The organism is Pseudomonas sp. Pso3 (assembly GCF_055393275.1).
Genome location: NZ_AP043687.1, coordinates 2,563,260 through 2,589,796 on the forward strand (window position 1 = coordinate 2,563,260; position 26,537 = coordinate 2,589,796).

The following is a 26,537-nucleotide window of genomic DNA, read 5'->3' on the forward strand; positions in this document are numbered from 1 at the left end:
TCAGCGCCCTTCGGTCAGCCGCTGTAGCAGTTGCGCACGCCGCGCCTGGTCCGCGGCCTCCTTGGCCAGCGCACCGGGCAGCAAGGCTGCGGCCCGCGCGGGCGACAGGACGAACAGGCCATCGTCGTCTCCGAGGGCCAGGTCACCGGGGCAGACGCGGGTCTCGCCGAGCTGGAGTTCGACGTTCAATTCGCCCAGCGCCTCGCCACCCTGGGTGGTGACGGCGCTGATACCGCGATGGAAGACCGGCAGGCCGAGTTGACGAAGCGCCTGGACGTCGGTGATGGCGCCATTCACCACCACACCGGCCAGGCCCTTGATCAGGGCGGCCAGGGTGCGCAATTCGCCCCAGCAGGCGCAGTGGGGATCGCCCACAGCCTCGATCACCAGGACGTCGCCCGGGCGACTGGCGATCAGGGCCTCGCCCGGGCGACTGGCGATCAGGGCCTCGCGCAACAGGGCGCCATGGGGTAAGGGAATGCGCGCCGTCACCACCCGGCCCAGCAGGCGCGTATTGGCCACCACCGGCTTGAGTTCGGGCAGATAGCCCCTGCGCCCGAGATGGCCCAGGGTCGAGGCGGCTACCTCGGCGTAGCCGGCGATCAGCTCGGCCGGCAGCTCGCTCAGGGGGCCGGGCATATGGCCTCCCGGGGACGGATCAGCGGGCAGTTGGTGCAGTATTCGGCAGGCGCCGTGGCCTGGTAGTAGAAGCAGCAGGTGCGCCGGAAGCGAACGGGGCGCCCAAGGGTATTGGCCGTCGCAGGCCGGCGGAACTGCGCCAGCGGATTGGTCTCCAGCCCCAGCTCCGCCGGCGTGGCCGCCAGCAGCCAGGCGAAATCCTCGGCGCAGCGGGCGCGAATGGCCGGATCCTCCAGTTCGGCGAGGCGCCGGTCGTACAGCGAATAGAGCCGCACCGCGACGTTCTCCCAGAGGATGCGGGGCGAGACGCGGCCAACCCGCGCCAGGGTCTCCCAGAGCGGCCGCAGCAGCTCGCCGAACAGGGTGCGGGCCAGCAGTGCTCGGGCCGTGGCGTGATCCTCCAGGGCGGGCAGCGGCCGGGTATCGCTGAGCGGCAGGGCCGATCGCCAGCGCCCCTGGACGTGGCCATCCTCGATCCAGACATTGCCCGGCGTCAGGTCCAGGCACCGGTCATATGCCGACAGGGCCTGGAAGGCCACCCCGGTGGTGAGAAAGCCCAGCCGTTTGGTCAACAGCGACGCCGCGACCCGCCGGGTAGGCGCTGCCATCCGCTCCGCCAGGTCGTCGAGCAACTCGGCGCAGCGTGCGGCGTCCAGCCAGGCGGCCACCGGCTGGCTGTGCTGCCCGTCGCGCTCACTGGCTTCGCGCAGACCGAAGGTGGTGCGTAGCTCGTCCCGCTGGGCGCTGTCGAGGGCCGGCCTCAGGCACATGGCGGTACCTCGCGACCGAAGGGAATGCACAGCGGCGTGCCGAAATAGGGATCGGCGATGATCCGGCATTCCAGGGCGAACACCTCGCGTACCAGGGCTTCCGTCAATACCTCTGCGGGTGCGCCCTGGGCGAAGGCACGACGCTGATGGACGGCGACCAGGTGATCGGCGTAGCGGCAGGCGAGATTGAGATCGTGCAGCACCATGACGATGGTCTTGCCCTCCTCCCGGTTCAGCTGGCGCAGCAGGTCCAGCACCTCGATCTGGTGCGCCAGGTCCAGGTAGGTGGTGGGCTCGTCCAGCAGCAGGCAATCGGTGTCCTGGGCCAGGGTCAGGGCGATCCAGGCGCGCTGGCGCTGACCACCGGAGAGATCGTCCACCGGTCGCTCCGCCAACGCCAGCAGGTCGGTGAGGCGCAGCGCCTTGTCCACCGCCGCGGCATCGTCCGCCGACCATTGGCGCATCCAGTTCTGGTAGGGATAGCGGCCCAGGCTCACCAGTTGCCGCACGCTGATGCCCTCGGGCGCCACCGGGGTCTGTGGCAGGACCGCCAGTTGCCGGGCCAGGGCGGCGGTGGACTGCCGGTGGGTGTCCTGGCCGTCGAGCAGCACCTGGCCCTGGCGCGGTTCCAGCAGCCGGGCGCAGGCCTTGAGCAGGGTGCTCTTGCCGGAGCCGTTGCTGCCGATGAGAACCGAGACACGCCCCGGCGGTAATTCGAGGTCGAGGGCCTCGATGATGGTCTGGGTGCCGTAGCCGAGGGTCAGGCCGCGGCTGGCCAGGGTTGCCATGAAGACTCCTTCAGGGACGCTGCCGGATCAGCAGGTAGAGGAAAAAGGGCGCCCCCAGGGCGGCGACGAAGATGCCGGCCGGCAGATCCAGGGGCAGGAACAGGGTACGACCCAGGAGGTCGGCGAGCATCACCAGCAACGCCCCCGCCAGGGCCGCCATCAGCGCCTGAGCGGCGAAACCCGCGGGCAGCAGGCGGCGGGCGATATGGGGCGCGATGAGGCCGACGAAGGCGATGGCGCCCCCCCAGGCGATGGCCACCCCGGCCAGGGCCACGGCCAGCGCCAGCAAGGTTGCGCGGTGCACCTGCAGGCGCACCCCGAGGCCGCGGGCCAGCTCGTCGTCGAGTTGCGCCAGCACGGCGTGGCGCGCCAGGGTCGCCAGCGGCAACAGCAGGACCAGCCACCACAGCCCCAGGGCGCGCACCTCCGGCCAACTGGCACCATAGACGCTGCCGGTCAGCCAGACGTAGGCGGACAGCGTGGTGGTCAGCGGACTGAACACCAGCAGGAAGGTGGTGGCCGCGGCGAGCATGGCCGACACCCCTACCCCCACCAGCACCAGGCGTAGCGGCGAGGCGCCATGATTCCAGGCCAGGCCATAGACCAGCAGCGCCGCCAGGCCCGCGCCGAGCATCGCGGCCAACGGCAGGCCATGGGGCCCCAGGCTGCCGGCCAGGACCGCCAGATAGAAGACCGCCCCGGCGCTGGCGCCACTGGTGATGCCCAGCAGGTCCGGCGAGGCCAGGGGATTGCGCACCTGGCCCTGCAGCAGCAGGCCGGACACCGCCAGGGCGCTGCCGACCAGGGCCGCCAGCAACGCCCGCGGCAGGCGCAGCTGGGTGACGATGAAACCCAGGCCACCGCCCTGCCGTTCGACCAGCGCGGCGAACACCTGGGCGGGCGTCAACCAGACCTTGCCCAGGCAGAGGCACAGCAGCAAGGCCGCCAGGGCCACCAGCGCGGCGACGGCCAGCCGCCCCAGGGTGGCCGGGGCCAGGCGGCGGGAGAAACGGCCGAGCCGCCAGACGATCTCAGCGGCCATGACGGCCTCCCCGGCGCGCCAGATGGATGAAGAACGGCCCGCCGAACAGCGCGGTCATGATGCCCACGGGCACCTCCTGGGGCAGGATCACCACCCGCGCCAGGCTGTCGGCCAGCACCAGCAGCAGAGCCCCGCCCAGGGCGCAGCCGGGGATCAGCCAGCGATGCTCGTGTCGCGCGCGGGCCAACAGTCCGCGTACCAGGTGCGGCACCATCAGGCCGATGAAGCCGATGTTGCCGGCCAGGGCCACGGCGCTGCCGGCCAGGCAGATCACCAGCACCCCGGCCAGCAGCCGGATCAGGCCGATGGGCTGGCCCAGGCCACGGGCCAGGTCGTCACCGGCGACCAGCACATCGAGCTGCCCGGCCAGGACCCCGGCGGCGGCCAGGGCCAGCAGGCTGAACACCAGCAGGGGCGCAGCCGTGGCCAGGTTGCGCTCTCCCACCGAACCGGCCAGCCAGAACAGCACGCTGTCCAGCCCCTCCTGGTTGATCACTAGCAGCGCCTGGCTGAAGGCGGTGAACAGGGCCGCCAGGGCGGCGCCGGCCAGCACGATGCGCAGCGGTGTCAGGCGCGCCTGACACCGGTTGCCCAGGGTCCAGACAAGGGTGCCGGCCACCGCCGCGCCCAGCAGCGCGCAGAGCACCCAGCCTTCCGTGCTGGACAGGCCCAGCAGGGTGATGCCCAGCACCAGGGCGAAGGTGGCGCCGGCGTTGATGCCGAACAGCCCCGGCGAAGCCAGGGGATTGCGCGTCATGGCCTGCATCAGGGCGCCGGCCACCGCCAGGTTGGCGCCCACCACCAGGGCGACCAGCAGGCGCGTCAGCCGAGTGGTGTTGATCAGGGTTGCATCCAGCCCTAGCGAGGGGTCCTGCACCAGGGCCGCCACTACGCTAGTGGGCGCGATCCAGCGGGCGCCCACCGAGAGACTCAGCACGGCGATCAACGCCAGGGCCAGGGCGAGCAGCAGCAGTCTGAGGGGTGCGCTCATGCGGCCCCCTGTTCGGCCAGGACGCGCTGGATGTCGTCCAGCAGCAGATTCGCCGCCAGTATGCCGCCGCCCAGGCTCCAGGCCACCCCATCGACCCGCCAGACCTGCCCGCGCCGGGGGGCGCTCAGGCGTTGCCAGAGCGGATGCTCGAGCAGACGCTCGTAGTTGCGCTGCACCGCAGCCTGGTCGGCACGCAGGAAGACGAAGAAGACGTCGGCCTCTACCACCGGCAGGCTTTCCCGGGAGGTCAGCTTGATCGAGGGCGCGGCGCTGCCCTGGCTGGCCGCCGGCCAGGCGAAGCCCAGCTCGCTGAGTACCCGGCCGGCGAAGCTGTCGGGCAGATAGCTGCGCAAGTGATCGGCGCGTACATCCAGGACCGCCACCGTCGGCGGCCACTGGGCGCCGTAGTGGCGTTGCAGCGCCTCGCGCAGACGAGCGATGCGCGCCTGCCAGGCCTGCAGCAGGGCCGTGGCGTCCGCTTCACGCCCCGCGGCGGTGCCCAGGGCCAGCAAGGTCTGCTTGAATTCGAAGACCTCCTCCAGCATCACCACCGGGCACAGCTGCTGCAGCAAGGGTGCGATCCGGCCATGGCGAAAGCGCGAGGCGACGATCAGGTCCGGCGCCAGCAGCGCCAGGTCCTCCAGACTCGGCTGGGTTTCCAGGCCCAGCGAAGGCACCCCCGCCAGCGCCGGGCGCAGATAGCGATAGACGGGTTTCTCGCTCCAGGACTCGACCACCCCGCAGGGCCTGAGCCCCAGGGCCACGGCGCTGTCGGTGGCACCCTGGAACAGCGTGGCCACACGGGTTGGCTGCGCCCGGGCCACGCCCGGCGACAGCGCCAGGCCGGTTGCCAGAACGCTGCCGAGTCCGAGGAGCCGGCGGCGGGTCAGAGCTGGGAAAACACTAGGGGGCATGGCTCACCTGATGAAAAGGATTGACCACCCTGCCCTTACCGAACGGCATGCTGCCGGGCCCACCGGCCCGCTCGATCATTGGGCGCAGCAGCCACTTCTGCGGCCAGTCCGGTGCCTCGAACAGCGTCTTCCGGAGCAGTGCCCGAGCCTCGGCGTCGAAGTCCAGGGCCGCGATGCGCTCTTCCAGCACCTCGCGTAGCAGCGTCCAGGCGGCGGTCAGCGGGACAGCGTAGCAGCTCGCGACAGTCTCGAAGATGGCCCTGAGGTTGACCTGGATGCCCAGGGTCTGGAACCAGAACAGCAGGTCACATGGATGCTCGTGATAGAGCGTCTGGGCATGACCGGGCTTGATCCGGTATTGCGGATCGGCCAGCCCCTGGCGCTCCAGCCAGGGCACGTACAGGCGCACGGAGTCGTGGTCGCGTAGCAGCAGGCCCTGGATACGTCCGGCGCGCCAGACCAGCACGGCGTTCTGCCCGTGCACCTCGCCGAGCAGGCCGAGGCGGAACAGCCGCAGGTTGAGATCGATGAAGCTGTGGCACAGCTCACCCAGCAACAACTGGACATTGGCCGGGGTCGGCGCCAGCGCCCGGGCCGCCAGCCAGTCGTCGAAGAAATGCCGACGGCTGCCCGGCAGTGGCGTACCGAGCGCGGCCATGGGCAGCAGGCGGCAATCGGGATCGGCCAGCAGCGCCGCGGGATAGCCGCGCACCATGGCCGAGAGATGCCGCGGTGCCTCGTCGAACAGGGTCGCTGCCGGTGGCATGAAGGCCCACCAGCGAGACTCGTCGCACAGGTGCAGGCTCTCGGCGAGCACCGGGTCCAGGGCCCGCGCCTGCCGCAGCAGGGCCTCGCTGCGCGAGCCGTTGATCATCTTCACCGCCGGCAGGTAGCGCGAGGCGCCCAGGGAATGCACCGCCATGGGCAACTTCAGCTGGTCCACGCCCGTGCCTTCCTCCATCAGCATGGATCGCAGCGACGAGGTCGCGTGGCAGCGTGCGCCGGCAAAGTCCAGCTGCTGGCAGACGCCACTGGCGAAGGCCTCGTCCAGCCGACCCGGCAATCCCTCGGCGAGTTGCCAGGGGTGTACCGGCAGCGCCACATGACTCGCCGCCAGGCCGCGCCGCTGCAATTCGGCCTGCAACTCGGCCAGCGCCGCCGGGGTCAGCAAGTCGGCCGCCGGTCCCTGGGAATCGGCCGCCACACCCTCTCCGCACAGCAGCTGATCGCGGCGCACCGCGACCCAGGCCAGGCGCACGGGTTGGCCGAATTCGGCCTGGTAGCCCTGGTAGTCGGTGTCGCTCAGCCCCAGCTTGGCCTTGGCCAGGGGGTGATAGGGTCGATCCCGCAGGGCCGCCCAGCGTTCCAGTTGCAGGAAGGCGGCCTGGCCGTCGCCCTCCAGCAACGGCCCCGGGACCAGGGGTTGTTCCAGGGACAGCCGGGTCTGCCGCAGACTGGTGGCCAGGGTCTCGCGCAACAGCGCGATGCCCCGCGCCTGCTCGGGATCGGCGGCCGCCTCGGCGAACACCAGGGAGACGAAGGCATCCGGCGTGAGGGTGCTCCAGGCGTCGCCCTGGCGCGCCAAGATCGGCGTACCGGGCACCTTCACCCAGGCCTGGGTGATGCCCGGGCGCACCCGCGCGGCGATGAAACGCTGCTCGCGGGGATCGCAGCAGCACTCCCAGAGGCGCTCCTCCGGGGCCGCTGGTTGCAGGCTGGCGGGATGTTCCGCGGTCGCGGCCGCCAGGGTCACGGCCATGGGGGCGAAGACGTCTTCGGCCAGCAGGCAGTCGAACAGGTCCTGCAGGATCAGGTCGGTGGCGAGGGTCTGAGCGTTCATGGGGATTCTCCGCAGGAATGGGCGGTCAGGCGGGCCTGCAGGGCCCGAAAGGCGATGCCGCGCTCGTCGCCGAGCACGAAGGTGGTGACGCCCCGGGCGCGCCAGAGGTCGAGGTCCTCCGGCTGCCGGGGGATGGCGCAGTAGGGTGTGCCCTGCCGCTGGGCGGCGGCCCAGGTCTGGCGCAGGGCCTCCTGCACCTCGGGATCGGCGAGGCGCCAGGGGTGGCCGAGGGACTGCGACAGGTCCGCCGCCCCTTCGAGCAGCAGGTCCACCCCCGGCACCGCGGCGATTTCCGCCGCCCGGGAGACGCCCGCGGCACTCTCGATCATGGCGACTATAAGGATCTGCGCATTGGCGCGGGTCACGTAGTCGGCCAGGCTGGCTTTGCCGAAGGAGCCCGGACGGCCGGCATTGAGGCTGCGCTCGCCCTCCGGGTGGTATTTGCAGGCGCGCACCGCGGCGGCCAGCACCGCCGGGTCCTCCACGCAGGGCAGCACGATCCCCTGGGCCCCGGCATCGAGCAGGCGCAAGAGGCGCTTGGGCTCGGCGTCCGGCACCCGCACCAGCGGCGTGAGGTCGTAGCTCTCGGCGGTGCGGATCATGTTCTCCAGGGTTTCCGGATTGATCAGCACGTGCTCCATGTCGATGATCACGAAGTCGTAGCCGGCTTCGGCGATCAGCTCGATGCTGGCGGGCGTGGGTAGCGAGGCGAACAGGCCGTGGCTGGGCGTGCCGGCCGCCAGGGCGGCCTTGAGTCGATTGCGCCTCAGCATGCGGCGGGCCGATAGGGATGCAGCGGGTTGGCCACCGCCTTGAAGCGCCGCTCGCCATCGCCCAGCAGGCGCCGCTTGGTCAGCTCCTCCACCTCGAAGGTGGGAGCGAAGACGTCGAACAGCGCATAGCGGTCCCGGTGCTGGGGATGGGCGCGCTGGTAGTCGAGGATGACCGTGGCGGTCGCCCGCCAGAAGTCGGACTCGGCCAGGGCGAAGTGCTGGCGCAGGAACACCGCCAGCTCGCCCAGGGCGATGAAGAAGAAGGCATCGCAGGTGAAGTCGCGCACCGCCGCCACGTCCTCGGTGAGGATGAAGGAATTGCGGTTGATCCGCGCATGACTCGCCGGCAAGGGCTCCAGGGTCGGACGCAATTCCGGGCGCGCCAGGTGGCGCTCGGCGTAGCGCACGCCGTCGTGGAAGTCCTTGAGGGCGATGCGCAGCGGCCAGCCGTCGCGGTGGATCAGCACGATGTTCTGGCCATGGGACTCCATGCCGATGCCTTCGGCATGGAGCATGTGCATGAGGGGCGTCACCGTGACCCTGAGCAGCTGCCGCAGCCAGGCGTCGAGGCCGTGGCGCTCGATCCAGGCGGCGACGAAGGGCCATGGCGCGCCCTGGCCGTAGCGATTCTCCACCTGAGTCAGGCCGTTGAAGGGTACCGCCTGTTCATCCGCGCGCAGATAGGCGTGGATGCTCTCGCGCCAGACGGCGCCGAGGGTACCGTAGACCTGCCCCGCACGGCTGACCGGCAACGCACGACTGTCGTAGGCGGCGCCGGCGATCTCGCCGAGCACCACGAAGTCCAGGTCCCGGGCGGTGGCATCGGTTGCGATCAGCCGCTGCAGCCAGTCGGTGATGAGCGGGCCGTTGAGCACCGTGTGGCGCGCCAGGATGCGGGTGCTGGAGGTATTGGTCAGGCACATCGCCAGCTTGACATAGGGCCGCTCGGGCGCGCTGCGATTGGCCAGGGTGCGGATGGACTGCTGGGCCGCGTACTGGTCGCGGGAGCTGCCCAGGTAAAGCAGCTCGCCGCTCACCAGTTCGGGCTGAAACAGCGCGGCCAGGTGCTGCTCCCACTGCCAGGGATGCACCGGGATCAGCTGGTAGTCGTCCAACGCCCGCCCCTGTTCGCGCCACTCGGCGGCCAGGGCCGTCCAGCGCTCCACCCCGAACTCCGCGGCGATGAAGGCCGGGAAGTCCAGGCGGCGGGAGTGCCCCACCGAGGCCCGCTCGCGTGCCAGGGCCAGCCAGACCAGCTGGATCGGCTCGCCGAATTCCGGTCCGTAGCGGCGATTCTCCGCCAGCGAGAAGCCGATGCGCGACTTGTAGCAGGGGTGGTAGCCATGGGCGTCCATGAAGTGCCGCTCCAGGGCGTCCACGTCCAGCTCGTGCGCCGGGCGTTCAGGACGATAATCCTGACGGCGCGACTGCAGGTCCTTGAGCAGCGTCTGCTCCAGCTCCTGGACGAAGCGCGGCCACAGCGGCGAGTCGCTCTGCTCGCCGAGCAATTCGGCCAGGGTCTCGTGCAGCGTCGGCGCGCGGCTCCCCTGGGCGTCCTGGCGCACCAGGCGCTGCGGATCCAGGCGGATCAGGCCGAAGCTGGCAGCGGCGGGCGCATAGCCCAGGTACTGCACGGGTGTGCCATCGGCGGCGGTACCGGCCAGGCGATACGCTGCCAGCCCCTCGGCCAGCGGCTGGACCTCGGCCTTGAGCACCTCTTCGTAGATCAGCGTCTGCAGCAGCTGCGCCACCACGCGCTGCTCGACCTGGCGATAGAGGGCGGCATCGGCGGGCGACGGCCAGGGCTGCGCGGCAAGTGAAAGCTGAGCGGTCATGAGTACCTCCGAACGGAAAGGGGTTGAGCGGCGGGAAAGCGCCAGGCCCAGGGCAGTGCCAGCAGGATGAACAGGCCGGTGGCGATGAAGGCGTCCTGGATGGCGACGCCGGTGGCGGCCTGGCGCGGGCCCCAGCCGGCCGCGCCGCCCAGGCGCAGTTCCAGCCACAGGGAGGCGGCCACCACGGCCACCGAGGACACCAGGCGCCGGGCGATGTTGTTCATGGCCGCGCCCTGGGTGACCTGGGCATCCGGCAGGCTATTGAGGCCGGCGGTGGTGGCCGGCATGTAGGACAGCCCCAGGCCGACGCCGCGCAGGACCATGAGCGCGCAGATCCAGGCCAGCCCGGCATGGCTGCCGACCACACCGAGGGCCAGGGTGGCCAGGCCGCTGAGCGCCAGGCCGGTGGCGATCACCCCGCGGGGTCCGCGGCGGTCGAGCAGGCGACCGCCGATCTGGCCGAACAGCGCCGCCGCCAGGGCGGTGCAGAGCAGCGCCAGGCCGGTCCAGAGGGCGCTATGGCCCAGCACCAGCTGGACCAGCAGCGGCAGCAGCACCAGGCATTCGAACATGCCCACCGCCTGGACCACGGCGATGATGACGCTGGCCCGATAGCCGCGCAGGGCGAACAGGCGCAGCGGCAGCAGCGGATGGCTGCGCTGCAGCTGCAGCCGGACGAAGGCCAGCAGGCAGAGGAGTCCGGCGCCCAGGGCGAGCAGATTGAGGGGGTCGGCCAGCGCCGCCAGCTCGCGCAGCCGGCCGAGGGTTACCAGCAGCAGCCCCAGGCCACTGGCGATCAGCAGGTAGCCGGCCAGGTCGAAGGGCTTGCGTTCGCGGGGGCCATCCGCGGGCAGCACCACCTGCCCCATGGCCAGGGCCAGCAGGCCCACCGGGACGTTGAGCAGGAACAGGGCGCGCCAGTCGAACACCTCCAGCAGCAGACTGCCGCACAGCGGCCCCACCGCCGGCGCCAGCATCACCGCCCCACCCCACCAGCCGGTCACCCGGCCACGCTCCTCCTTGGGATAGACGGAAAAGATGATGCCCAGCGCCAGGGGAATCATCAGGCCGCTGGCCACCCCCTGGACCATGCGCGCCAGCAGCACGCCGGCGATGGAATCGGCCAGGGCGCCCAGCGCCGAGCCGGCGATGAAGGCCAGCAGCCCGAGGCGATAGAGTCGCCGCCGCCCGATGCGCCCGGCGAGAAAGCCGGTCAGCGGCATGGTGATGCCCATGGCGACCATGAAGCCGGCGACGATCCAGCTGGCCAGCAGCGGCCCCAGGTCGAAGGCGGCGATGAAGGCCGGCAGCGCCGGATTGAGCGCGGTATTGGCCAGGCTGACGGTGACCGTGCCCAGCAGCACGTTCACCGCCACCCAGACCCGCGGGATCGCAACGCTCACGCCGGGACACTCCCGTTGCCGGCGAGGAACAGCTGCCGCGGGCGCGGATGGCAGAGGAAATCCGCGTGGGAGATGTTGTAGCCATAGGCGCCGGCCAGGGGCAGCACCAGCAGGTCGCCGACCCGCACCTCACCCAGCGGCTGGCCGCGGCTGAGGATGTCCTTGGGGGTACAGAGCTGACCCACCACTGTCCAGGCCTTGCCTCCAGTCGCGGTCGCCCGCCCCTCGCGGGGCAGGTGCAGCACCGGATGATCGTGCCCCTGGGCCACCGGCAGGCGGAACTGGTGGGTCCCGCCGCGACAGACCAGGAAGTGCTGGCCGTGGCTGGTCTTGGTATCCAGCACCTCCATGGCGTAGTAGCCGCAGAAGGCCGCGAGGAAACGTCCCGGTTCGAAGCGGATCAGCGGCGGTTGCGCCTGTTCGGCCAAGCGGGCGCGCAGGTGCCCGCACAGCCGCGCCCAGTCGAATCGCCGGCCTTCACGGTAATCCACGCCAATGCCGCCACCGACGTTGAGCCGCACCACGCTTTCCGGGCGCCGGGCCAGGCCGCGCCAGTGCGGCCAGCGCTGCAGATAGAAGTCCAGCAGTTGCAGATGGCGCTCCACCGAGTGCTGGTGCGACAGGGCATGCACATGGAAGCCCTGCAGCTGCAGGTGGCTGGCCGCCTCTACCGCCGCCACCGCGGCGTGCAGATCGGCTTCGTCGAAGCCGAAGGGCGTCGCCGTGCCGGCCATGGCCAAGGTGCTGGTCAGCCCGGCCGGCAATTGCGGATTAATGCGGATGTACACCGGCTGCAGCCGTCCCAGGGAAAGCGCCAGGCGTTGCAGGCGCTGGATCTCGCCGAGGCTCTCCAGGTGGATGGCTTCGACGCCCGCGCTCAGGGCGGTGCGCAGATCGGAATCCAGCTTGCCCGGACCGGAGAAGATGAACGGCTTGCGCTGCGGGCAGGCGGCGAGGCGATCGATCTCGCCACCGGAGGAGATCTCGAAGCCGTGCACCAGCGGCGCCAGGGCCGCCAGGATCGGCGCCTCACTGTTGGCCTTGATGGCGTAGTACAGCTCCACGCCCGGGGGCAATTCGGCCATCAGCGCGGCGACGTGCCGCCGCAGGGCGTCGAGGTCATAGACGAAGGCCGCCAGGGGATCGCCGGACTGCGCCTGGGCCTCCACCAGGGCGGCGCGGACCGCGGCAGGTAGCTCAGCCATGACGCACCTCCGCGCCCCAGGGGCAAGGCAACTGCACGTAGCCGGCGTGGCGATCGGCCTGGGCGGCGAGGCGCACCTTGAGATTGGTCTTGCAGGGAATCGGCTGGCCGGCGATCAGCGCATCCAGCTCGGGCGCGGCGCGTTGCAGGTCCCGGCGGATGGCGATCAGCTCGGCTTCCACCTGCCGCCACAGGCGCGGCGCCAGGTGCGGACGCTCCCAGCTCAGCGCCAGCACCGCCTCGGCGAGGTTGTTGACGAACAGGCAATAGGCGATGCGCCGCCAGCCCTGGTCGCGACTGTAGAGCAACGACTGGCGCACCCGGGGCTGGACGTGGGCGTCCAGGGCCTCGGCGCCGAGGGCATCGGTCAGCTTGATGCCTTCGAAGTCGCGCAGCAGCAGCCGGACGGGTCGGCCGTTGTCATGCACCAGCACGCAATTCTGCAGGTGCGGCTCCAGCACCACGCCGTGCTCGAAGAACAGCCGCAGCACCGGCCCCAGCAGCAGTCGCTGGTAGTCCTGGAACCAGGCCAGCCGGGTTTCGTCGCTGACCGGCTGGCCACCGCAGCGGCTGAGGAAGTCCTGCAGCAACGGCTGCAGGCGGGTGTCGCGGGCGAACAAGGTGCCGGCCAGCAGGCAGCAGTCGGCGCCATGCTCCAGGCAGAAATTCTCGCGCAGGATGGCGCCGGTCTGCTCGCGGAACCAGCGCTCGTCCTCGGCACTGGCGGCCGGCGGAGCCCAGCTCAGGGCACCCGGCTCGCGCACCATGTCCAGCCCCGCCACCCGCCCTTGCAGGCGCTGCATGAGCCGATCGACGATCAGGGTGCTCTGCAGTTCGTACCAGGCGTTCTTGCGCACGCAGTTGGTGATGCGCACGTTGAGCGAGCCCTTGATGAAGAAGGCATGGCCTGGGCGGTACCAGGTGCGCATGGAGGCGGTGGGACTGGCCAGGGCGCCGCTGGCGCCGAGGTCGCGGATCACCCCCTGGCTGACCAGCGCCTGGACCCGGGGATCGCCGAGGAACAGCTGCGCCTGGACCGGGTGCAGCACGATGCGCGCCCGCTCAGGGGCGGCCTGCGCCTGGTCCACGAAGCCCTGCAGCACCTGGGCGTCGCTCAGGCCGTTGCCGGCCACCTGCAACCCGGCGCGGGGCACCTCCAGCACGTGCATGGGGGCGCTGGTGTGCAACTCCGGGGCATAGGCCTCGGCCGGCAGGGGCTCCGGCCAGCGCCGTGCCTTGGGTGCCGGGTGATTGGGATGGCCGAACCACAGGCTCTGCTCGCTGGCCAGGTAGTCGCTGAGCGGCGCGGGATGGCGCGAGACCTGCACGTGGTCGACGATGGCCGCGGTCAGGTGCTGGCTCTGCAGGACCTGCTGCAGCAATTCGCCATTGTGGGCGCCGGCGAGTTCTTCGCAGGCCTCCAGCAGAAAATCGATGAAGGCGGCGAAGTCCGGGCAATGCCAGGCCTGGTTCCCGCGCCGGACATAGATATCGGAGAGATAGCGCTGGCTGCCGAGTTCATCCTGCCGATCGACGACGAGGAAGAACTGGCGGTCGCCGGGAAAGGCGATCAGCAGGGGCACGCCGCCGTCTTGCAACCAGCCGAGATAGTTGGCCGGGGCAATACCGCGCCGGTCTTCCGGCCAGGCATAAGACAGGCACCGTTCCGGCAGGGCGAATTCCTTGATGAGGCAATTCATCAGGGCGTGGGAAGACGCCAGCTCGCTGACGATGCGGGAAAGCAGCGTGGATTCTAGAGAAGTCATGGCAGTGTCCAAGAGGTTGCGCGTCCCTGCGGGCGATCCGGTGTCACGGCACTCGGGTGGTGCCTTGTGCTCAGCCACGGGGCTCGGCCAGGGCCGCCACAAGGGCCGCCTCCAGGCGTTCGAGCAGCACCAGGCAATGGCTTTCCTGGAGGATCAGCGGCGGCAGCAGCCGCACCACGTTGCCGTCCCGGCCGCCGCGTTCGAGCAGCAGTCCCTGGGCGAAACAGTGGCGCTGGATGGCCGCGGCCAGTGCGGGATCGGCCGGCAGGCTGCCGAGCGCATCCGCCGCGCCACCCGCCTCGACGATTTCCAGGCCCAGCATCAGCCCCAGCCCGCGGACATTGCCGATCGCGGGGAAACGCTCGCGTAGCCGCTCCAGATGGCGCCTGAGCCAGCCCCCGAGCTGGGCCGCATGGCTGACCAGGCCGTCGCGCTCGATGACCTCCAGGGTGGCGAGCCCGGTGGCCATGGCCAGCTGGTTGCCGCGGAAGGTGCCGGTATGGCCACCGGGCTCCCAGGCGTCGAATTCACGGCGAATCGCCAGCAGGGCCAGCGGCAGGCCACCGCCCACGGCCTTGGACAGCACCAGGACGTCCGGCTCGATGCCGGCATGCTGGCAGGCGAACAGCGCGCCGGTGCGGCCGAATCCGGTCTGGACCTCGTCGACGATGAGCAGGATGCCGTGCTCCCGGGTGACCTGGCGCAGGGTCCGCAGCCAGGCCACCGGTGCCGGATTGACGCCGCCCTCCCCCTGCACCGCCTCGACGATCACCGCTGCCGGCCGGCAGACGCCGCTTTCCACGTCGCCGAAGAATCTTTCCAGATAGCGCGCCAAGGCCGCGGCGCCCTGCTCGCCGCCCAGCCCCAGCGGGCAGCGGTACTCGTGGGGATAGGGCAAAAATTGCACCCCGGGCATCAGCCCGGCCACCCCCTGCTTGGGCGAGAGATTGCCGGTCACCGCCAGGGCACCGTGGGTCATGCCGTGGTAGCCCCCGGAAAAGGCGACCACGTTGCTGCGTCCGGTGACGCGCTTGGCCAGCTTCAGCGCCGCCTCCACCGCATCGGCACCGGACGGACCGCAGAATTGCAGGCAGTAGTCTTCCGCGCGGCCCGGCAGCAGGCCCAGCAGGCGCTCGCTGAAGGCATCCTTGAGCGGCGTGGTGAGATCCAGGCTGTGCATCGGCAGGCCGCTGCCGAGAAAATCGGTGATGGCCTCGGTGACGGCCGGATGGTTATGCCCCAGGGCCAGGGTGCCGGCTCCGGCCAGGCAATCCAGGTAGGTCTTGCCTTCGACGTCGGTCACCCAGACCCCGGCGGCCTTGGCGATGGCCAGCGGCAGCTTGCGGGGGTAGCTGCGGACCCTGGATTCGAAGCGCGCCTGGCGAGCGAGAAAGAAGGCGTTGTCGGCTGTTGCGGTATCGCGACTGAGGGATGGTTGAAGCATGGCGTCAGACCTCTGGACGTTTATCCTCGTAAACGATAATCAGTTTCATTCTCATCCTTCAACCGCCATTCCCGAAAAAGATCGAGTCTTTGAAGTCGCGCCACTTTCACCAAAATGCGGGCGATAAAGGGCCCGAACGCCCGGCGGGTCCGCCCTTGAAATCACGTGCCAAAACGCCTGATAGGCAGCTGTTCCCGCTCTGTATGCCGCTCACTCCTGCCGATGAATGACGCCTGAGGGGCCACCGTTCTGCCCCCGTTGGCGATGCGCGAAAGTCGCCCCTGCGCCGGGCGGCGACACGCCTTGCGCAAGGACGGATAACGCCTGCTCAGAACGCCAGGGTGGTGGAAAAGACCAGGGTCCGCGGCGTGGAGATGGTCAGGCCCGGTTCGCTGTCGTCCGAGGCGCCGGCGGAGGCCCAGTAGCGCTCGTTCATCACGTTTTCCACCGAGGCACGCAAGGTCACGCGGGTGGCGTCGACCTTGAAGGCGTAGCGCGCCCCCACGTCGAAGCGATGCCAGGCGTCGATTTCCTTGCTGTTGGCCTGGTCCAGGTACTGGGAGCTGGTGTAGATCCCCCGTCCGGTCAGGGTCAGGCCCGGCACCGCCGGGATGTCCAGTTCGGCGCCGAGGTTGGCATTGAGCCTGGGCGTGGCCGGGGCGCGGTTGCCATCGAAGGAGCCGCCGACGGTGTCCTTGAGTTCGCTGTCGATGTACATCAGGCCGCCGAGCACGCGGAAGCCGGCCAGCGGCTCGCCGAAGACGCTCAGCTCCACCCCGTCGTTGACGCGCTTGCCGTTGGGGCCGAAGACGCGGCTGGTGGCATTGGTCTCGTAGGCCGGCTGCTTGATGCGGAAGGCGCTGGCGGTCACGGCCACCGCGCCGAAGTCGTACTTGGCCCCCACTTCCGCCTGGCGGCTGATGAAGGGCGGGAAAATCTCGTCCTCGTTCAGCGCGGTGGACGGCGCGATCTTGCCCTGGCTGAGGCCTTCCATGTAGTTGGCATAGAGCGACAGCCGCTCGGTGGCCTTGAACAGCACGCCCGCCGAGGGCGAGACCTTTTCCTCATCGTAGGCGGTGGGTTGCTTCACGCCGTCGGACCAGTCGTCCACCTTGACCCGCTGCCAGCGGGCACCGAGGGTGACCAGCAGGCGGTCGTCGAAGAAGCCCAGGGTGTCGGCCAGGGCCACGCCACTGAAGCGGTTCTCGGTGTAGTCCTTGCCATCGGAGCGGGTCTGGATGCCCGGCGCGGGCAGGTTACTGGGGTTGTACAGGTTGCTCGGCCCACTGGCGTAGCGCCCGCCGCCGTTCTCGAAGTCCATGTAGAAGTAGTCGGCGCTGACGTTGAGTTCGTGGCTGATTGGTCCGGTCTGCAGCCATTTGCGCGCGCCCAGGTTGGCGGTGCGGACATTCTCGTCGCGGGTGAAATCGCGCGGCTGGACGCTGAAATCGCCGGCGTTGTTAGTGATGGAAACGTTGTGGCGGAGGAAATCGTGATCGCTGCGACGCGCGCCCACGGCGCCATAGACCATCAGCGAGTCGTCGACGTCGAATTCGCCACGCAGGGCGCCGAAGGTGTCCTTGGTCTGGGCGCGGGTCCAGCGCTGGGCATAGTTGTGGCGCACGTCGTCGGCATCGGGTACCCGGGCGTTGGCCCCCACCAGCACCCGCTCCTGGGGCGCGTCGGTGTCGCGCTCGGTGTGGCCCAGATCGAGACCCAGGCGCAGGCGCTCCACGCGATAGTCCAGGCCGAGCACGCCCATCTGGCGATCGACGTGCTGGTGATCCCAGGTGGTGTCGCCCGCTTGCTTGACACCGTTGAAGCGCAGGCCGAAGCGATTGTCCTCGCCGAAGCGACGCCCGATGTCCACGGCCCCGCCCACCTGGCTGTCGGACGCATAGCTGCCGGTGATTTCGGTGATGGGCTGGTCGGTGGCGCGCTTGGGCACCACGTTGATACCCCCGCCGACGCTGCCGCGGGGCGAGATGCCGTTGAGCAGCTGGCTCGGCCCCTTGAGGATATCGACCCGCTCGGCCATCTCCATGTCGATGGAATAGGTCGGCAGCACGCCATAGAGACCGTTGTAGGCCACATCGCTGTTGAACAGGCTGAAACCGCGGATGGTGAATTGCTCGAAGCGCCCACCCGACGGATTGGTGGAGCGCACCGAGGGATCGCTGGCGATCAGGTCGGTCAGGGTGCGGGCCTGGAGATTCTGCACGGTCTGGGCGGTGTAGGACGTCTGGCTGAAGGGCGTGTCCATGAAGTCGCGATGGCCCAGCAACCCCTGGGAGCCTTGCCGCGCGACCTGGCCACCGGCGTAGGGGGCGTCGTCCGCCTGCAGGCTGGAGGCGACGATGGAGGTGCTGGCCAGCTCCTGGACGCCGCTGTCCTGGGGGGCCGGTGCCAGGGTGAAGTCGCGCTCACCCAGCGGCTGCAGCCGCAGCCCCGAGCCGGCCAGCAGCCGGCTGAAGCCCTCCTCCACGCCAAAATCGCCATTGAGGCCAGCGCTGTTGCGCTTACCCACCAGTCCCGGATCCACCGCCAGGTTGACGCCGGACTCGGCGGCGAAGCGCGTCAGTGCCTGGGCGAGACTGCCCGCGGGAATCTCGTAATGTCGGCGGGCCGCCTCCTGGGCCAGGGCCGAAGCGGCCCACCAGGGAGTACCGCTCAACGCCACCAGCAAGCCCGTGCGCAGCAACGGACGCAATACCAACGTCACCATCGAATCCCCCTCCTTTTGGTTGTCCTATGCCGTTAATGACCGACAGGTACGAAAAAGGGGACAGACTTTTTTCAGACGGCGACCGAACGGGGTATCAGGGTCACCCAGAAGCGGGTACGCCACTGCAGTTCCACCGGCAGCGTCGCGGCCAGCAGCGTCAGTACCCGGTCGGTATCGGCCAGCTGAAAGCTGCCGGTGACCCTGAGATTGGCCACCGCGGGATCCCAGCGCAGCAGGCCAGGACGATAGCGACTGAATTGCTGCAGGAATTCGCCCAGGGGCTGGTCCTGGGCGATCAGCACGCCCTGGCGCCAGCTCAGCAGGGTCGGCGAAAACGGCTCGATGGCGCCGATGCCCAGGGTACTCAGGCGCAACTGCTGGCCCTTGCCCAACGCCAGCCCGAGGCCCATCAGCGGCCGCACCTCGACGCTGCCGCTGACCACGCGCACGTCGCAGCCTTCATCGTCCTGCTGCACGCAGACCTCGGCCTGTTCCACCGTCAGGGTGCCGAAGCGGGTATCCAGCGTCAGCGCCTGGGTACCGGGTACGCGCAGCGAGAGCTCGCCGCGCACCAGGGTCAGGCGCCGCCGGGTCTGATCCAGGTCCACGGCGGTCGCGGTATTGAGTTGCAGCAGGCTGCCATCCGCCAGGGTCAGGCTGCGGCGTTCGCCCGTGGCGGTGCTGAGATCGGCGGTCCAGGCGTCCAGCGGCAATTCCCGGCTCAGCCACCAGCCGGTCGGTACCACCACCGCCAGGCCCAGCAACTGGCGCAGGGCGGTACGCCGAGTGCGCTCGGCCGGCTGCAGACTGGCCATGGCCAGCCGCGACGGCACCGCGGCGAAGCGCTGTTGCAGCTGCAGGGCCGCCTGCCAGGCGCGCTCGTGTTCGGGATGGGCCTGGCGCCACGCCTGCAGCTGCTGCCGCTCGCGCTCGCCGGCTGCGCCGGACTCCAGCAGCGCCAGCCATTCCGCGGCCTCGCGGATCGCCCGCCGCCGCCGGTCCTGGCCGCTCAGCACAACTCCGCCAGCAGGCAATGCTCGTAGGCCTGCGCCATGTATCTCTTGATGGTGCGCTCGGAGACGTGCAGGCGTTCGGCGATCTCGCGGTAGGTGAGGTCCTCGAGCTGGCTGAGCAGGAAGGCCCGCCGCACCGCGGCGGGCAGGCCATCGAGCAGCTCGTCCAGCGCCTGCAGGGTTTCCAGCAGCAGCCAACGCTGCTCGGGCGACGGCACGCAGGCTTCGGGCAATGCCATCAGGGCATCGAGGTAGGCCTGCTCGAGGCTTTTGCGCCGCTGGAAATTGATCAGCAGGCGTTTGCCGATGGTCACCAGATAGGCCCGCGGCTCCTGCAGTTCACCGAGCACTTCGGGATGGCGCAACAGCCGCAGAAAGGCTTCCTGGCTGAGATCGGCCGCATCCCATTCGCTGCCCAGCCGCCGGCGCAACCAGGCCTGCAGCCACCCGCTGTGGTCGAGATAGAGCCGATGAAGGTGGCGCGTGGACGCGAGAGCCATATCACTCATGACGGGTGCTACCTGCTCGTCGATGCTTAGATGATATTGATTCTACTTTACATGGATCATCCAGGACCAGTCCGGAGCCGTCTATTCCCTGCGCTTTCGCCCGAAAGCTGGGCAATGGCCAGCATGGGCCTCAGCCCACCAGGCTTTCCGCGGGCGCAGGCGAGAGATCGACGCTCCGGCAATAGTCCATGAACAGCCGCGTCGCCTTGGTCGGTTCGTTGTTGCGCAGGTAGGCCATGATGAAGGTGGAGGCCGGCATGTCGTCGTGGATGTTGACCTGGGCCAGGCGCTTGCCGTCGTAGGTCAGGTCGGTGGTGGGCCGGGTCACCAGCACGGAAAAGCCCAGGCCCTGCCCCACCATGCAGCGCACCATCTCGATGGAGGGCGAGCTGTACGCCACGTTGGGGTGGTAGCCCTTCTCCCTGAAGATGTCGATGAAGTAGTTACGGCTGGGCACCACGTCCAGCAGGATCATGGGCTCGCGACTCAGCTCCTTGAGGGTCACCGCCTTCTTGCCGGCCAGGGGATGGGCGATGGGCAACAGCGCATAGGGCTTGTGCGGTGCATTGAGCTTTTCCTTGGTGATGGAATCACCCAGCTCCAGGTCGTAGAGAAACACCAGGTCGAAGCGTCCGCGGTGCACCCCGTGCATCAATTCGTGCTGCTCGCCATCGTGCAGCTGGATGGTGATCTCGGGATAGAGCCGCTTGAAACCTGCGACCAGCTTGGGCAGATAGAGCGGCGCCGCGGATTCGAAGCAGCCGATGGCCACGGTGCCCGAAACCAGCTCGTTTTCCGCCTTGGCGTTCTGTTCCAGTTCCTGGGACAGCCGCAACAGTTCCTTGGCCTTTTCATAAAGCCGACGGCCACTGGCGGTGAGCGAAACGCCCTGGGCGTGATGGCGAATAAACAACTTCTGCTCGAAACTTTCCTCGAGGTTCTTGATGGCGACGGAGATCGACGGCTGGGATATATGCAGTTGTCGCGCGGCCTCGACGATGCTGTCTTCCTCGACCACCGCGACGAAATAGCGAAGTTGCCTCAGGGTAAAACGCGTCATGGCTCATCCATAGGATAAAACTTTGCAGAACGCATATCTGCATAGCGCAATCTGCTGAAGCGAAAGCCATGCCATCCGCCTGAATGTCACCGCGCGGCCTGTGCTTAGCGGTACTGCACGCGCGGTGGCGTGCCGACGAAAGTCCCTGCCGCACGGGTTAAAACGCACCAAAAGACTGCACTTCGAGTGCTTATGATTGCATCTTGCCCTGCCTTGGGGCGTATAGCGCGCAGAACAAGATGCCGCCTTACACTACTTAGGAAAAGGCTATGCAACGACCTGTAATTTGTTAATTGACGATGAGTCTGGCGGACGCCAATTCTGTTTCTGGCAACAGTGCGAACGCTTCAGGAAAGTTCGCACTTTCTTTGAAATGGCGACGGGCTGGCTCACCATGACTTTCGACTGGAACTACATGTTCAGCCTCATTGGCGACACTCAATTCTGGCTGGCAACCTGGACGGTCATCAAACTCAGCACCCTCACCTGGATCATCAGCATCGCCCTGGGCTTCTTCATCGCCCTGGCGAAACAGTCACGATATCCGGCGCTCAGCCTGCCCGCTCGCGGTTACATCTGGTTCTTTCGCAGCGTGCCGCTGCTGGTGCTGCTGATCTTCATCTACAACCTGCCCCAGGCGCTGCCGGCGACCTCGGTGGTGCTCGCGGATCCCTTCTGGGCCGGCCTGATCGGCCTGGTCATCAGCGAAACGGCCTATGTCGCCGAGATCCACCGCGGCGGCCTGCTGTCGATTCCCAAGGGCCAGGGCGAGGCGGCCCGGGCGCTGGGCCTGCGCTTTCTCGGCACCCAGTGGCGCATCGTCATCCCCCAGGCCCTGCGCGTGGCCCTGCCGTCGCTGGCCAACGAATACATCTCCATCGTCAAGCTCAGCTCGCTGGTCTCGGTGATCTCCCTCACCGAGATCCTGATGGTCGGCCAGCGGCTCTATTCGCAGAACTTCCTGGTCATGGAGACCATGGTGGCGGTGGCCTTCTACTACGTGCTGATCGTCACCCTGTTCGACTTCCTGCTCAAACGCCTGGAGCGCTTTCTCGACGTCACCCAGCGCAAGGTGGTGCGGACCCCCGATGCCCAGGTGCTGGCCCTGGCCAACCAGGCCTCGACCGCCAGCGCCAGGCCGCAGTGGGATGCCGGCACCCCGGCGCTGCAGGCGGCGCGGCTGCACAAGGCCTACAACGACGTCGAGGTGCTGGGTTCGGTCAACCTGCGCATCCAGCCCGGCGAGGTGGTCTCGGTGATCGGCCCATCGGGCTCGGGCAAGACCACCCTGATCCGCCTGCTCAACGGCCTGGAGCAACTGGACAACGGCGAGATCCGCATCAACGGCCAGCCCTTCATCCACCTGCACAAGGACGGCGCCCAGAAGCCCCGCTTCGTCGAGCACAGCGAGCATCGCCTGGACATCGGCATGGTGTTCCAGAGCTTCAACCTCTTTCCCCACCTCACGGTGCTGGACAACCTGCTGCTCGCGCCGCGCTATCACCGCCTGGATGCTCCCGCGGCGCTCAAGCAGCAGGCCTATGCCCTGCTGCACAAGGTCGGGATGCTCGACCACGCCTGGAAGTACCCGCACCAGCTCTCCGGCGGCCAGCAGCAGCGCGTGGCCATCGCCCGGGCGCTGATGATGCGACCGCAGATCATGCTGTTCGACGAGCCCACCTCGGCGCTGGATCCGGAAAAGGTCAACGAGGTGCTGCAGGTGATCGAGGCCCTGGCCCAGGAGGGCATCACCATGGTGATCGTCACCCACGAGATGAACTTCGCCTTCAAGGTCTCGGACCGCATCGTGTTCATGGAAAAGGGCCGCGTGGTCTGCGACGACGCGCCCGCGGTACTGCGTAACGGCCAGCATCCGCGCGTTGAGGCCTTCCTCAAGGACGTGTCCCTGGCTTGACCCCACCCTTGGCTTCTGGAGAACAGAGATGATCGAGCAAGCGCAAATAGACAGCTTCCACCGAGACGGCTACCTGGTGGTCGAGAACCTGCTGACCGCCGACGAGATCGCCACCCTGCAGGCCGATTTCGACGGCTGGGTGGCAGAGAGCCGCAGCCACGCCGAAGCCTGGGGCGAAACCCAGGATGGCCGCGCCCGCTTCGACGTCGAGCTGGACCACCGGCCCGACCACCCTTCCCTGCGCCGGGTCAGCTCGCCCACCGAAATCTCCGCGGCCTATTGCGAGGTCGCACTGTCCTCGCGGATGGCCCAGGTGGCCGCCCAGTTGATCGGCGGCAGCGGCACGAGATTCCACCACAGCAAGATCAATTCGAAGCTGCCGCACACCGCCACCCAGGTGAAGTGGCACCAGGATTTCCTGTTCACGCCCCACAGCAATGATGACGTGGTCACCGCGCTGCTGATGGTGAGCGAGGTGACCCCGGAGAACGGTCCCCTCACCGTCATCCCCGGCAGCCACCGGGGTCCGCTCTGGTCGCACTGGCAGGACGGTCGTTTCACCGGCGCGGTCGACGACAACGTGGTGGCCGAGCATTGCGGCGAGCCCGTGGCCTGCTTTGGCCCGGCCGGCTCGGTGTGCTTCATGCACACCCGCCTGCTGCACGCCTCCAGCCCCAACCAGACCGAGCTGCCGCGCACCCTGTTCATCAGCGTCTACGCCGCCGAGGACGCCTTGCCCTTTGGCGAGAATCCGCTGCCCAGCGAGCACGCCGGGGTGCTGGTGGCCGGTCAGGAAAGCGGGCTGGTGCGCAGCGTGGCCAACAGCGTACGGCTGCCGCAGAAACCGCGCGGCGCGTCCTTCTTCGTCCAGCAGGCCGGGCTCGACCAGGCTGCCGTTTGATCTTTCCTACCGCTCAAGGAGTTTCGCCATGCAAAGATTCAGCAGCGCCTCGCTTCGCATCCTCTCCACCGCCGTACTGGGCGCCAGCCTGGCGCTGGTCTCCAGCCTGGCCTCGGCCGATTTCCTGCAGCCGGGCAAGCTGGTCGCCGGTTCCGACCTGACCTTCTTCCCCTACGAATACGTGCAGGACAACAAGCCGGCCGGCTTCGACATCGAATTCGTCGACGGCCTGGCGAAGTTCATGGGCCGCTCCGTGGAGACGATCGACACCCGCTTCCCCAACCTCATCACCGGGCTGCAGGGTGGCCGCTTCGACATCACCAATTCCTCGATGTACATCACCGCGGACCGCCTCAAGGTGATCGACATGATCCCCTACCTGAAGAGCGGCGAGTCGATCATCGCGCTCAAGGGCAGCAGCTATCAGCCCAAGAAGCCGGAAGACTTCTGCGGCCACAAGATCGGCTCCATGGGCGCCACCTCCTGGCTGCAGCAGCTGCACAAGCTGTCCGACGAGTACTGCGTGAAGAACGGCCTCAAGCCCATCGCCGTGAGCGAATACGGCACCGATCCCCAGACCACCCAGGCACTGCTGTCCAAGGCCGTGGAGGCGCAGATCACCGACGCCGCCGTGGCCCGTGGCCTGGTGGAAAAGCTCGGCAATCGCGTGGTGATCTCCTCGGACACCCTGATCTATCCGGTGCTCAACGGCTTTGGCGTGAAGAAGGGCAACGACGCGGTCAAGACCGCCCTGGTGGATGCGCTCAAGCAATACAGCGCCACTCCGGAGTACGCCGCGCTGCTGAAGAAATACAACTTCCAGGCGCCCACCGAGGCGGACATCGCCGCCCTGATGCCCAAGCCCTGAGTCTTACGGAGTCACGACCATGGCACTTTCTCACGAGGAACGGCTGCGCATCGATCTGGCGGCGACCTTTCGCGTCATCGCCCACCTCGGCATGCACGAAGCCGTCGCCAACCACTTCAGCGCCGCCGTCTCCGCCGACGGCAAGCGCTTCCTGATCAATCCGAAGTGGAAGCACTTCTCGCGCATCCGCGCCAGCGACCTGCTGCTGCTCGATGCGGAGGATCCGCAGGGCGCCGAGCGGCCGGACGTGGATCGGACGGCCTGGTCGATCCACGGGCAGATCCATCGCCTGCTGCCGGAGGCCCGGGTGGTGCTGCACCTGCACCCGGTCTACACCACGGCGGTGGCCTGCCTGGCCAGGCCCGAGGTGCCGCCCATCGACCAGAACACCGCGCGCTACTTCAACCGTATCGCGGTGGACGAACTCTACGGCGGCATGGCCGACACCGAGGCCGAGGGCGCGCGCCTGGCCGGGCTGCTCGACGGCAAGCAACGGCTGCTGATGGGCAATCACGGCGTCATGGTGATCGCCCCCACCATCGGCCAGGCCTTCGACGACATCTGGACCCTGGAGCGGGCCTGCCAGATCCTGGTCACCGCCTGGTCCACCGGCCAGCCGCTCAAGGTGCTGTCCGCCGAGGTCGCCGAAAAGACCGCCCGCGCCTGGGAAGGCATCACCGACTTCTCCGAGCAGCACTTCGCCGAGATGAAAGAACTGATGATCCAGCAGGACTCCTCCGTGCTGGATTGATCGCCGCGGAGCCTCTGCGCTCCGCCTTCCTACTGCTTAGATGACGGCCGCGCCCTGCGGAGCGGCCGAAGGGTACCCTCATGTCCACATTACCGACCACGATCGACACCCTGGTGATAGGCGCTGGCCAAGCCGGCGTCGCCATGAGCGAGCACCTGGGGCGCCTCGGCATCGAGCACCTGGTGCTGGAAAAGAACCGCATCGCCGAAGCCTGGCGCACCGGTCGCTGGGATTCCCTGGTGGCCAACGGTCCGGCCTGGCATGACCGCTTCCCCGGGCTGGAATTCCAGACGCCGCCGGATGGCTTTCCCGGCAAGGACGAGATCGCCGCCTACTTCGAGACCTATGCCCGGCAGATCGGCGCACCCATCCGCACCGGCGTCGCCGTCACCCGGGTGACCCGCCAGGCCGGCCAGGCGGGCTTTCTGGTGGAAACCTCGGCGGGCAGCTTGAATGCCCAGCGGGTGGTGGTGGCCACCGGCCCCTTCCAGAAGCCGGTGATCCCGGCCATCGCACCAACGGACGAGCGGCTCTACCAGATCCACTCCGCCCATTACTTCAATCCCCAGCAACTGCCCGACGGCGCAGTGCTGGTGGTGGGCGCCGGCTCCTCGGGGGTGCAGATCGCCGAGGAATTGCTGCGCGCCGGCAAGCGCGTCTATCTCTCCGTCGGCCCCCACGACCGGCCGCCGCGGGCCTATCGCGGTCGCGACTTCTGCTGGTGGCTGGGCGTGCTCGGCCTGTGGGATACCGAGACCATGCAGCCGGGTCGCGAACACGTGACCATCGCCGTGAGTGGCGCCCGCGGCGGCCATACCGTGGATTTCCGCCGCCTGGCCCAGGCCGGCATGACCCTGGTGGGCCTCACCGACACCTTCACCGACGGTGTCGTGCGCTTCCGCCCGGACCTCAAGCAGAACCTCGACGCCGGCGACGCCAACTACCTGTCCCTGCTCGACGCCGCGGACGCCTATGCCGCCCGCCATGGCCTGGACCTGCCCGAAGAGCCCTCAGCCCGCGAACGGGTGGCGGACGCCGCCTGCATCCGCGAACCGCTCAGGGAACTGGACCTCCAGGCCGCGGGCGTGACCTCGGTGATCTGGGCCACCGGCTACGCCACCGATTTCAGCTGGCTGCAGGTGGATACCTTTGGCGACAACGGCAAGCCCAAACATCAACGCGGGGTTGGCGCCGAGCCGGGCATCTACTTCGTCGGTCTGCCCTGGCTCAGCCGCCGCGGCTCGGCCTTCATCTGGGGCTGCTGGCACGACGCCCGCCATGTGGCCGACCAGATCGCCATCCAGCGTCGCTACCAGGACTACCGCCCGAGCGTCGAGACGACCGTCCAACCCCAGCAGTCGCGCAGCGCCTGACGCCCTTATCGAG

22 protein-coding genes are annotated in these 26,537 nt (G+C 68.5%); 5 read left to right on the top strand and 17 right to left on the bottom strand.

Annotated elements, in window-relative coordinates:
• The 17 genes from ACZ5R1_RS12050 to ACZ5R1_RS12130 all read right to left on the bottom strand — a co-directional run bounded on the left by ACZ5R1_RS12050 (position 1) and on the right by ACZ5R1_RS12130 (position 20,716).
• A complete protein-coding gene (locus tag ACZ5R1_RS12050; protein ID WP_464712306.1) occupies positions 1 to 639 on the bottom strand; it encodes an RraA family protein in 639 nt (212 codons plus the stop codon).
• Positions 624 to 1,409 carry an IucA/IucC family C-terminal-domain containing protein gene (locus tag ACZ5R1_RS12055; protein WP_464712307.1) on the bottom strand — a complete coding sequence of 262 codons (786 nt, stop codon included), beginning with the start codon at positions 1,407 to 1,409 and terminating at the stop codon, positions 624 to 626. Before ACZ5R1_RS12055 ends, ACZ5R1_RS12050 begins: the two co-directional genes overlap by 16 nt.
• Positions 1,400 to 2,197 (bottom strand): ABC transporter ATP-binding protein, encoded by a 798-nt coding sequence (locus tag ACZ5R1_RS12060; RefSeq protein ID WP_464712308.1) that lies wholly within the window; start codon positions 2,195 to 2,197, stop codon positions 1,400 to 1,402. Before ACZ5R1_RS12060 ends, ACZ5R1_RS12055 begins: the two co-directional genes overlap by 10 nt.
• A gap of 10 nt (positions 2,198 to 2,207) precedes the next feature.
• Positions 2,208 to 3,239, bottom strand: a complete 1,032-nt coding sequence (locus ACZ5R1_RS12065) for a FecCD family ABC transporter permease (protein ID WP_464712309.1) — start codon at positions 3,237 to 3,239, stop codon at positions 2,208 to 2,210.
• Positions 3,229 to 4,230: a FecCD family ABC transporter permease gene (locus ACZ5R1_RS12070; protein ID WP_464712310.1), complete on the bottom strand. Its 1,002-nt coding sequence runs from the start codon at positions 4,228 to 4,230 to the stop codon at positions 3,229 to 3,231. The genes ACZ5R1_RS12065 and ACZ5R1_RS12070 overlap by 11 nt, the downstream gene beginning before the upstream one ends.
• Positions 4,227 to 5,144, bottom strand: a complete 918-nt coding sequence (locus tag ACZ5R1_RS12075) for an ABC transporter substrate-binding protein (RefSeq protein ID WP_464712311.1) — start codon at positions 5,142 to 5,144, stop codon at positions 4,227 to 4,229. Before ACZ5R1_RS12075 ends, ACZ5R1_RS12070 begins: the two co-directional genes overlap by 4 nt.
• Positions 5,134 to 6,984, bottom strand: a complete 1,851-nt coding sequence (locus ACZ5R1_RS12080; protein WP_464712312.1) for an IucA/IucC family protein — start codon at positions 6,982 to 6,984, stop codon at positions 5,134 to 5,136. Before ACZ5R1_RS12080 ends, ACZ5R1_RS12075 begins: the two co-directional genes overlap by 11 nt.
• On the bottom strand, positions 6,981 to 7,757 hold the full coding sequence (locus ACZ5R1_RS12085; RefSeq protein WP_464712313.1) for an HpcH/HpaI aldolase family protein: 777 nt from the start codon (positions 7,755 to 7,757) through the stop codon (positions 6,981 to 6,983). Before ACZ5R1_RS12085 ends, ACZ5R1_RS12080 begins: the two co-directional genes overlap by 4 nt.
• On the bottom strand, positions 7,751 to 9,592 hold the full coding sequence (locus ACZ5R1_RS12090) for an IucA/IucC family protein (protein WP_464712314.1): 1,842 nt from the start codon (positions 9,590 to 9,592) through the stop codon (positions 7,751 to 7,753). The genes ACZ5R1_RS12085 and ACZ5R1_RS12090 overlap by 7 nt, the downstream gene beginning before the upstream one ends.
• The gene (locus tag ACZ5R1_RS12095; RefSeq protein ID WP_278895908.1) at positions 9,589 to 10,995 is read right to left on the bottom strand and encodes a DHA2 family efflux MFS transporter permease subunit; all 1,407 of its coding nucleotides are present in this window, start codon (positions 10,993 to 10,995) and stop codon (positions 9,589 to 9,591) included. The genes ACZ5R1_RS12090 and ACZ5R1_RS12095 overlap by 4 nt, the downstream gene beginning before the upstream one ends.
• Positions 10,992 to 12,200 carry a type III PLP-dependent enzyme gene (locus ACZ5R1_RS12100; protein ID WP_074583667.1) on the bottom strand — a complete coding sequence of 403 codons (1,209 nt, stop codon included), beginning with the start codon at positions 12,198 to 12,200 and terminating at the stop codon, positions 10,992 to 10,994. The genes ACZ5R1_RS12095 and ACZ5R1_RS12100 overlap by 4 nt, the downstream gene beginning before the upstream one ends.
• Entirely contained in the window at positions 12,193 to 13,965 is a 1,773-nt protein-coding gene (locus ACZ5R1_RS12105) for an IucA/IucC family protein (RefSeq protein ID WP_074583666.1), read from the bottom strand. The genes ACZ5R1_RS12100 and ACZ5R1_RS12105 overlap by 8 nt, the downstream gene beginning before the upstream one ends.
• A gap of 70 nt (positions 13,966 to 14,035) precedes the next feature.
• Positions 14,036 to 15,409 (bottom strand): diaminobutyrate--2-oxoglutarate transaminase, encoded by a 1,374-nt coding sequence (locus ACZ5R1_RS12110; protein ID WP_464712315.1) that lies wholly within the window; start codon positions 15,407 to 15,409, stop codon positions 14,036 to 14,038.
• Positions 15,410 to 15,737: 328 nt separating this feature from the next.
• Positions 15,738 to 18,134, bottom strand: coding sequence for a TonB-dependent siderophore receptor (locus ACZ5R1_RS12115; protein ID WP_464712316.1), 2,397 nt, complete (start codon positions 18,132 to 18,134; stop codon positions 15,738 to 15,740).
• 71 nt (positions 18,135 to 18,205) lie between these two features.
• Entirely contained in the window at positions 18,206 to 19,150 is a 945-nt protein-coding gene (locus ACZ5R1_RS12120; RefSeq protein WP_074583663.1) for a FecR domain-containing protein, read from the bottom strand.
• Entirely contained in the window at positions 19,144 to 19,656 is a 513-nt protein-coding gene (locus tag ACZ5R1_RS12125; protein WP_074583662.1) for a sigma-70 family RNA polymerase sigma factor, read from the bottom strand. The genes ACZ5R1_RS12120 and ACZ5R1_RS12125 overlap by 7 nt, the downstream gene beginning before the upstream one ends.
• Positions 19,657 to 19,786: 130 nt before the next feature.
• The gene (locus ACZ5R1_RS12130; protein ID WP_074583661.1) at positions 19,787 to 20,716 is read right to left on the bottom strand and encodes a LysR family transcriptional regulator; all 930 of its coding nucleotides are present in this window, start codon (positions 20,714 to 20,716) and stop codon (positions 19,787 to 19,789) included.
• A 394-nt stretch (positions 20,717 to 21,110) separates the two neighbouring features.
• Here ACZ5R1_RS12130 and ACZ5R1_RS12135 point away from each other — a divergent pair, with 394 nt between their 5' ends.
• From ACZ5R1_RS12135 to ACZ5R1_RS12155, 5 genes are all read left to right on the top strand, one after another.
• On the top strand, positions 21,111 to 22,631 hold the full coding sequence (locus ACZ5R1_RS12135) for an amino acid ABC transporter permease/ATP-binding protein (protein WP_115945798.1): 1,521 nt from the start codon (positions 21,111 to 21,113) through the stop codon (positions 22,629 to 22,631).
• Positions 22,632 to 22,659: 28 nt separating this feature from the next.
• Positions 22,660 to 23,532 (top strand): phytanoyl-CoA dioxygenase family protein, encoded by an 873-nt coding sequence (locus tag ACZ5R1_RS12140; RefSeq protein WP_044341839.1) that lies wholly within the window; start codon positions 22,660 to 22,662, stop codon positions 23,530 to 23,532.
• A 28-nt stretch (positions 23,533 to 23,560) separates the two neighbouring features.
• Positions 23,561 to 24,400, top strand: a complete 840-nt coding sequence (locus ACZ5R1_RS12145) for an ABC transporter substrate-binding protein (protein ID WP_108581766.1) — start codon at positions 23,561 to 23,563, stop codon at positions 24,398 to 24,400.
• A 19-nt stretch (positions 24,401 to 24,419) separates the two neighbouring features.
• The gene (locus ACZ5R1_RS12150; RefSeq protein ID WP_108581767.1) at positions 24,420 to 25,151 is read left to right on the top strand and encodes a class II aldolase and adducin N-terminal domain-containing protein; all 732 of its coding nucleotides are present in this window, start codon (positions 24,420 to 24,422) and stop codon (positions 25,149 to 25,151) included.
• 80 nt (positions 25,152 to 25,231) lie between these two features.
• Positions 25,232 to 26,524 (top strand): flavin-containing monooxygenase, encoded by a 1,293-nt coding sequence (locus ACZ5R1_RS12155; protein WP_044341837.1) that lies wholly within the window; start codon positions 25,232 to 25,234, stop codon positions 26,522 to 26,524.
• Positions 26,525 to 26,537: the final 13 nt, after the last annotated feature.